Genomic DNA, 8424 nt, shown 5'->3' on the forward strand with positions numbered 1-8424 from the left:
CAGCGTCGATGTGGGCCTGAGCCTTGGCCTTGGAGGTGTAGAAGCCAGTGCACTCGAGGACGACGTCGACGCCGAGCTCGCCCCAAGGAAGCTTGGAGGCATCCGGCTCCTTGTAGATGGTGATCTCCTTGCCATCAACGATGATGGAGTGATCGGTGGACTCGACCTTGTGGTCACGGGCGTAGTTGCCGTGGGTGGTGTCATACTTCAGGAGGTACGCAAGCATGTCAGGAGAGGTGAGGTCGTTGATGGCGACAACCTCGGAGCCCTCGTGCGCAAACATCTGACGGAACGCCAGACGGCCGATACGGCCAAAGCCGTTAATAGCAACCTTAACTGCCATTCTTTCTCCTTTCGCAAGGCCGCCCAGGGCCCTTCCCCGAGCCGACCACAGCAAACTTGCACTGCTACGTATTTTACCCAATTACCCCGTAACAAAAACGCAAAGATGACTGAACCGGCAAAATGTTTTTTGCCGTAGGGATTGTCCACCGATTACTGCGCATATTTTCGGCAAACGGTATGAAAATGCCCATATAAGCGAGAAGGACGTTCATCCGCCGCCGAGAGTTGCACAGCAATCAGTGGTCCTTCTCGCCCTCGCGCTCCTCCACCAGCTGCTGCAGACGAAGGACGCGATGATACATGGCGGACTTGGAGGAGGGCGGGCTGCACCTCTTGCCGAGGGCGGCGAGCGATAGCTCGGGGTTGGCGCGCCTGAGCACGCAGAACTCGCGCAGCGCCGGCGGCAGGGCACGCAGGCCAACGAGGCGCTCCGCACGCGCGATGAGCTCGAGCTGCTCCGCGGCGGCGCCGGTCGAGCGCGCCTGGTTGGCGATCTCGGCGTTGACGCGACGGTTCACGTCGTTCTTGAGCGACTTGACGCGGCGCACGTTGAGGATGGCCTGGGCCGAGCGGCGCGCGCCCATGGCCCTGAGCAGGGCCTCGATCTCGTCGAAGCTCTTGATGTAGATGGCGTAGCTCCCGCGGCGCCGGTTGAGGCGCGCGTCGACGCCCAGGTCCTTCATGAGGCCCATGAGGTCCTGCGCGAAGCGCTCCCCCGTGACCGCGACCTCCAGGTGGAAGTCGCCCCGCGGGTCCGCGATGAACCCGCCCGCCATGAAGGCACCGCGCACGAAGGCGCGCTTGCAGCAGTCGCGCCGCACGAGCGCCTGCGGCACCCCCGGCGTGATGCCGTGGCCGCGCTCGAGGATGCCCAGCTCCTCGAGGTCGCCCTCGAGCTGGTCCTGCTCCGGTATCTCGATGAGGTAGTTGCGCGTGTTGTGCAGGTTGGAGTGGCGCACGGTGAGCGGGGTCTCGAGGTCGAACAGCTCGTGCGTGAGCTTGATCATGGTGCGCGCGACGGCACCCGTCTCCGTGGCGACGCGGATGGAGTAGCGGCCGCTGCCGCGGAAGGACAGCGTGCCGCAGACGCGCGTGATGGCGGAGAGCTCGGCGTACGCGCAGCGGGGGCACTCCCCCTCCACGCGGGACAGCTCGTCCTTTACCTGGGCCGTGAACGACATGTCGGCTCCGGCGCTAGCGCTTCTCGGCCAGCGCGAGGTCGCGGTGCGAGAGCGTGACGTGGTAGCCCTGGCCCTGCAGGTAGCGCGCGGTCTCGTTTGCTATGACGACGCTGCGGTGCTGGCCGCCCGTGCAGCCCACCGCGATGGAGAGCTGCGTCTTGCCCTCGGCCACGTAGCCGGGCATCACGACGTCGAGCAGGCCCTCCCAGGCCTTGAGGAAGCGGCCCGTGACCTCGTTCGTGAGCACGAAGTCGCGCACGGGCTCGTCGTTGCCCGTGAGGTTGCGCATCGTGGGGTCGTAGAACGGGTTGGGGAGGAAGCGCACGTCGATCATGAGGTCGGCCTCGACGGGCATGCCGTGCTTGAAGCCGAAGGAGTAGACGTGCACGTCGAGCAGCTGCTGGTCGGAGAGCTCCGAGAACGCGCGGCGGATCTGGTTGCGCAGCGCGGAGGTGCGCATGTGCGACGTGTCGATCACGAGGTCCGCGCGGTCACGCACGACCTTGAGCTGCTTGCGCTCGCGCGATATGGCGCTCTCGAGCGACTCGCCCGGCATCGCGATGGGGTGGCGGCGGCGCGTCTCCTTGTAGCGGCGGATGAGCACCTCGTCCGAGCAGTCCAGGAAGAGCAGCTTGACCGTGAGCTCGTGCTCGCCCAGCTGCCGCAGGACGTCGAACATCTCGTCGAACAGGCCCTGGCTGCGCAGGTCGCACGTGACGGCCAGGTGACGGCCGACGCCCGTGTTGATGCCCACGACGTTGGCGATGTCGAGTATCAGGCGCGGCGGCAGGTTGTCGATGCAGTAGTAGCCCATGTCCTCGAAGACGTGCATGGCCTGCGTGCGTCCCGATCCGGACATGCCGGTGATGACGACGATGTCAGGCACGCGGTCGAGCCGTGCCGCCGTGCGCATCTGGTCTGAGGTCCCTGCCAAGTCCATGCCTCCCGTCCGGGCGCGAGCGCCCATAGAGCGATGGCGAGAAGGACGCGCCGCCTTGGCCGCAGGCGCCCCCTCCCACGCGGCTCCCGGCCGGCAGTCGGGCGCCCCTGGCTAGAAGCTTACCCCACGGGGCCGCGCGTATCCACCGTGGACGGGCCCTCCACGCCATCGCCCGACGCGGGGACGGGACGCCCGTCCCCCTCGCCCGAGGCGGCGCCCGCTCCCGAGGTGGTGCCCGCCACGGACGGCACGTCCTTCTCGCCCGCATCCTTCCTGCCTGCGCCGTCCGTGCCCGAGGCCTCGCGCGACACGGTCGCGGCCTCCTCCTCCCAGGCGCGGAGCGTCTGCCACACGTCCGTGGCGACGGACTCCGGCACGCCCGGGACGGAGGCGATGTCCTCCACGGAGGCGGCGCGCAGGCGGCGGAGCGACCCGAAGCGCCGCATGATCGCGCGCTTGCGCTTGGGACCCACGCCCTCCACGTCGTCCAGGATCGAGACGGACTGCGCCTTGGTGCGGAGCTCGCGGTGAAACGTGATGGCGAAGCGGTGCGACTCGTCGCGCACCTGCTTGATGAGGTAGAGCGAGGCCGAGCCCGAGGGCAGGACGACCGGGGTCTCGTCCCAGGGAACGAAGACCTCCTCGTCGGACTTGGCGAGGCCGCAGACCGGCACGTTGGTCACGCCCAGCTCGGACAGCTGCGTCATCGCGGCCGTGAGCTGCGGCTTTCCGCCGTCGACCACCAGCAGGTCCGGGTCCGAGCGGGCAAAGCGCTCGTCCGCGCGGCTCTTGGGCGAGAAGCGCCTGCCCAGGACCTCCTGCATGGACACGAAGTCGTTGGCCTCGGGAAGGTCCGCGCGGATCTTGAAGCGGCGGTACTGTGCCTTGTCGGGCCGGCCGTTGGTGAAGACGACCATGGACGCCACCGTGAACGCGCCGTGCAGGGTCGAGATGTCGTAGCACTCGATCCGCATGGGCGGCGCGTCGAGCGCGAGCGCGCTCTCCAGTTGGAGAAGCGCCTGGTTGGTGCGGTCGTCGGCGTATCCCGTCCGCACCATGTAGCGGTTGAGCGCGTGGTGCGCGTTCTTGGCCGCCATGTCGAGGAGGCGGCTCTTCTCGCCCCGCTGCGGGCGGTGCAGCCGGCACACGCGGCCGCGCTTGTTGGTGAGCCACTCGCCCAGGACGTCCGCGTCAGGAAGGTCGATGGAGAGGTCCACCTCGGAGGGGATGTCCGAGGTCTCGTCGTAGTAGCGCTTGACGAAGCCGGCCTGGAGCTCGACCTCGTCCACGTCCATTCCCTTGTTGAGCACGAACTCGCTCGTGCGGATCGTGCGACCCTCGCGCACCACGAAGACGCAGGCGCAGCTGATGGTCTCCTCGCGGTAGAAGCCTATGAGGTCGAGGCTCACGCTGGAGGGGAAGGTCACCTGCTGGCGGTCGTCCAGAGCGTTTATGACCTCCAGGCGGTGCTTGATGCGCCCGGCGCGCTCGAACTCCAGGTTCTGGGCGGCGTCGGCCATCTGGCCCTCGAGCTCCTCCACGATCTGGCTGCGCCGGCCCGAGAGGAAGTTCTCGACCTGGCGCACGTGCGAGGCGTAGTCCACGGTGTTGATGGCGCCGCAGCAGACGCCGGGGCCGCGGCCCACGTGGTAGTCGAAGCAGGGGCGGCCGCGCTCGGCCAGCACCATGTTGGCCACGGAGACGTCGTCGGGATGGCTCTGCAGGTAGCGGCGGGTGCGCTTCCACTCCGCGCACGTGGCGATGCAGATGGGCACGGCCTTGCGCAGCGTGTCGATGGTCTCGCGCGCGGCGTGGGCGTCCGTGTAGGGGCCAAAGTAGCGGGTCCCCTTGCGGTGCTTCTCGCGCGTGTACTTGATTGCGGGGAACGCGTCCGACTCCGTTATGGCGATGTAGGGGTAGCTCTTGTCGTCCTTGAAGTCGACGTTGAAGTACGGGTGGTACTGCTCGATGAGGTTGCGCTCGAGCACGAGCGCCTCGTGCTCCGAGCCCACGACCACGTAGTCGAAGCTGCGGACGATCTGCATCATGAGCGGGATCTTGGCGCGGTCGTCCGTCAGGTTCACGTACTGCAGCATGCGGGCGCGCAGGTTCTTGGCCTTGCCGACGTAGATGACCTCGCCCTTGGCGTCCTTCCACAGGTAGCAGCCGGGGTTCGTGGGCACCTGGTTGACCTGCTCCGCGATGGAGGGCAGGCCCAGCGCCTCGGGGCGCGGGGCCTGTGTGTCCAGGTCGGGCATGTGCGATGCCGGGTCCTTTATCGACATGGTCGCCTGCGCCCCGCGCTAGAACGAGGTGTCCGTGGGCTCGGGATAGTACTTCGCGAACTTGCGGATCTGGTTCTTCTCGGTCAGGTCCACGTCCAGGCGGCGGCGCAGGCCCCAGTCCGCGTCGTAGCGCTGCGGGTCGTACACCTTGCCGGCGCGCACCAGGGAGTCGACCTCGGCCAGGAGCGACTCGTCGCGCACGTAGCGGCGCAGCAGCGAGATGGGGACCAGCGTGTAGAGGATGGTGTCGGCCACGACGCGCGGCTCTTCTCCCCTGCCGTCCACGAGGTCGAGCGTGGCGACCTCCATGGGGTTCACGCCGCCGGCGAGGTTGTAGAACGAGTTGCGGCCGATCCTGGGGTTGCAGTCCAGGAAGAGCTGGCGGCCCGTCTTGGGGTCGCGCTTGATGTCGAAGTTCGCGAAGCCGCGGTAGCCCGCGTCGGAAAGCATCGCGCCCGCACGCTTCCAGAGCTCCGGGTTCTGGCGCGTGATCATGGCGACGGGGTTGCCCAGCATGGCGGGTGCGTGGTCCTCCAGCAGCACCTGCGCGCCGCCCAGCATGAGCGGCTTGCCCTCGCGGCCCACGTAGATCGTGAGCGAGTCCATGTAGGTGTCGTCCCCGCCGATGAGCTCCTGCACCAGGAAGTCGCCGGCGAAGCCCGCCTCGCGCAGGTCGGCCCACAGCTTGTCGAGCTGGGCCTGCTCCGTCATGTAGTAGACCTTCTTGAAGCCCTTGACGATGAAGTGGTAATACTCCGCCGATACCGCCGGCTTGGCCACCACCGGGAAGGGGATCTGCGTGGGGGCGATGGGGTCCGTGCCCGCGAGGCTCACCACGTCCATCTGCGGCACGTCGAGCCCGTGCTCGCGGCACAGGCGCGAGAACGTGGCCTTGTCGCACACGGCGTCGAAGGCGTCGTGCGGCGGGCAGAGGCAGGTCACGTTGGCGGGCAGGTCCGCCTTGACGTCCTCCAGCAGCTCGATGAGCTGGTCCGTGTTGCCTACCAGGAGGACGTGGGCGTCCGGCCGCTGGCTCGCGATCCGGGTGACGGCGGGCACGATGACGTCGTGCTCGAGCGAGGAGACCTCGCGGGCGTCGATGATGCGCGAGTGCTCGATCGCGCCGATGAAGCCGGTGTTGAGCGCGATGGTGGTCACGCCCAGGGCCTCGTGGAACTCGCGGCAGAGCGCGTAGGCGCCGATGTCGCCACCGATGACGACGGGTACGATGTCGTCCCTTGCGGGAGCCTTGCCTTGTTGCATCAGTTTGCCCCAACTTTCTTCTTGCGCCCAAAGCGGGCGAGGATGGACTGGATGGTGGAGGCCTCCGGCGCCTTGAGCAGGACCGGGAGCCCGTAGGTAACGAGCACGGCGGGGATGCCGGCGGCCACGCAGTACAGGATGCTGCGGGACATGGAGCCGACCCAGTTGCCAAAGTGCGCGTTGAGCAGGGCGAGAAGGACGACTGCCACGGCAGAGCCCGCGACGCCAAAGACGAGCGAGCGCACGAACGAGCCGAACATGGACCTGAGGCCGATGGGCCCGAGCGTGCGGCGCAGGTTGAGGTAGGTCACCACGTCGATCGCGATGAAGAACAGCGTGCTCGAGAACGCGACGCCGGCAAGGCCCAGCTGGTTGGTGAAGGCGAAGCAGAAGCCGATCTGCACGGCGGCGGCCACGCACGTGGCGATGGTGAGGAAGACCATCTTGCGCAGGGACGAGCAGATCTTCTGCAGGTAGGTGCTGATGCCGTAGAACGGCAGCGCCGTGGCCAGCCAGCCAAGGTACAGGATCGTGTCCTGCAGGCCCTTGGAGTCGAACTTGCCCGCCGCGAGCACCGTGATGAGCCCCGGCGCGAAGATTATGAGGAACATCGCGAACGGCACGAGCATGAACACGATGCGCTCCGTGCCAAAGCGGACGGCGCGCTTGAACGACTCCATGTCGCCGTTGGCCACGTAGTCGGAGAGCTCCGTGAAGAGCGCGATGGTGATGGGGATCGCGAACACGGAGTACGGCAGCATGTACCAGAGGCGCGCGTAGTACGCGATGGAGGCGCCGGCCGCGGTGACCTGCAGGGCCGACGACGTCTGCACGGCGACCGTCGGGAACGAGACGAGCGTGAGCACGAGCGTGGGCACGCCGATGGAGAGGGTCTCCTTGAGCGCGGGGTCGTGGAAGTCCATGCGGAAGTGGATGTGGATGCCGTGGCGCCTGAGCGAAGGCACCTGCACGAGCACCTGCACCAGGACGCCCAGCGGGTTGCCGATGGCCAGGCACAGCACCGCGAGCGACTTGTTGGTGGGCACGAGCAGGGCGTACGCCAGGAACGACGCCGTGCACACGATGTTGTTGAAGATGGGCGCCGCGTTGGACCACAGGTAGTCGCGCTCCGCGTTGAGCACGCCCGAGATGAGCGAGTCGAGCGCGTACAGGATGACCTCGACCACGAAGAACCTGAACAGGTACTCCGACACCCCGGCGTCGAAGTTCTTGGAGGCCGAGAAGGACTGCGTCCAGATGATGAAGCCCGCGAAGATCCACGAGAGCACGGTCACGATGGCGAGAAACACGGTCACTATCGTGATGAGGTTGGACGCGTACTCGTCCGCGCCCTTGCGGCCGAGGCGCTTCTTGACGGACATGTACACGGGCAGGAACGCCGTCATGATCATGCCGCCCATAACCAGCTCGTACAGCTGGTTGGGCAGGTTGTTCGCGACGGTGTAGCAGCTCGCCAGCGCCGTGACGCCCAGGGCGTACGCCTGGCCCCACGTGCGGAAGAAGCCCGTGATGCGGCTGATGATCACGAGGACGCTCATGAGCGCGGCGGAGCGCCCGACGGCCGCCTGGGTCTGCTTGGCGGCATCGTCGCCCTTCTCGCCCTCGACGCCATCGACCCCAGCCTTCTGGACCTTGGCCGCGGACGTGGCACTGGAGGCCCCTCCCACGATCTTCAGCTTGGACGTGGCGTCAGCCAGCTTCGACGCGACGGCCGCAGCAAAGTGGCGCGCGGGCGCGTTGGGGTTGGTCACGACGACCTTTGGGTCGCTCGAACTCGTTCGGAGGTGCTTTGCCATGGGTGGCCTATCGACGTGTGGTGTCCTGCGCGGGCGCTTCGTTGGCGCCTGCCGCAAGCTCGCGGAAGAAGCAGCTGCGGTGCCCGGTGTGGCAGGCCGGTCCGGGCGAGTCGACCTCGACGAGGAGGGTGTCGGCGTCGCAGTCCACGAGCACGCGCTTGACGTGCTGGATGTTTCCGCTGGTGGCACCCTTGTTCCAGAGCTCCTGGCGGCTGCGCGACCAGAACCACGTCGTGCCCGTCGTGAGAGTGAGCCCCAGGGACTCCTCGTTCATCCAGGCGACCATGAGGACCTCGCCGGTCCCCGCCTGCTGCACGACGGCAGGCACGAGCCCGCGCGAGTCGAACTTGACGGGGATCGCCTCGAGCGAGGTCAGCTCGACCTTCTCGCCCGCGTACGCCCTTGGCTCGGTTGCCGTCTGGGGGGACTGGGATGCGTCCATGTGGTCTCCTATCCGCGAATCTTGTCGAGGACCTTCTTGCCCGCGAGCAGGGACTTGTAATAGCGCTCGCGCACGGGGAGGTCGCGGTCGGGCGCGACGTGCCTGACCTCCTTGCTGAACTTGGTCTTGAACGTGTTGAGCGTCATGAGGT

7 protein-coding genes are annotated in these 8424 nt (G+C 67.1%); all 7 read right to left on the minus strand.

The features are described from left to right. Positions 1-343: glyceraldehyde 3-phosphate dehydrogenase NAD-binding domain-containing protein (locus ACI38Z_RS08185; RefSeq protein WP_439789706.1), on the minus strand; the 343-nt coding region annotated here is incomplete at its 3' end. A 238-nt stretch (positions 344-581) separates the two neighbouring features. Then, positions 582-1526, minus strand: a complete 945-nt coding sequence (gene whiA / locus ACI38Z_RS08190) for a DNA-binding protein WhiA (protein ID WP_439789707.1) — start codon at positions 1524-1526, stop codon at positions 582-584. Positions 1527-1539: 13 nt separating this feature from the next. Then, entirely contained in the window at positions 1540-2439 is a 900-nt protein-coding gene (rapZ, locus tag ACI38Z_RS08195) for an RNase adapter RapZ (protein ID WP_439789711.1), read from the minus strand. A 146-nt stretch (positions 2440-2585) separates the two neighbouring features. Beyond that, entirely contained in the window at positions 2586-4724 is a 2139-nt protein-coding gene (uvrC, locus tag ACI38Z_RS08200) for an excinuclease ABC subunit UvrC (protein WP_439789712.1), read from the minus strand. A 45-nt stretch (positions 4725-4769) separates the two neighbouring features. Beyond that, positions 4770-6014, minus strand: coding sequence for a carboxylate--amine ligase (locus ACI38Z_RS08205; RefSeq protein WP_439789708.1), 1245 nt, complete (start codon positions 6012-6014; stop codon positions 4770-4772). Beyond that, on the minus strand, positions 6014-7831 hold the full coding sequence (locus ACI38Z_RS08210; RefSeq protein ID WP_439789709.1) for a lipid II flippase MurJ: 1818 nt from the start codon (positions 7829-7831) through the stop codon (positions 6014-6016). Before ACI38Z_RS08210 ends, ACI38Z_RS08205 begins: the two co-directional genes overlap by 1 nt. A gap of 7 nt (positions 7832-7838) precedes the next feature. Continuing rightward, positions 7839-8273: a phosphoribosyl-AMP cyclohydrolase gene (hisI, locus tag ACI38Z_RS08215; protein WP_439789710.1), complete on the minus strand. Its 435-nt coding sequence runs from the start codon at positions 8271-8273 to the stop codon at positions 7839-7841. Positions 8274-8424: the final 151 nt, after the last annotated feature.

Origin of the sequence: Parafannyhessea sp. (assembly GCF_051876455.1) — a bacterium.
Classification (GTDB): domain Bacteria; phylum Actinomycetota; class Coriobacteriia; order Coriobacteriales; family Atopobiaceae; genus Parafannyhessea.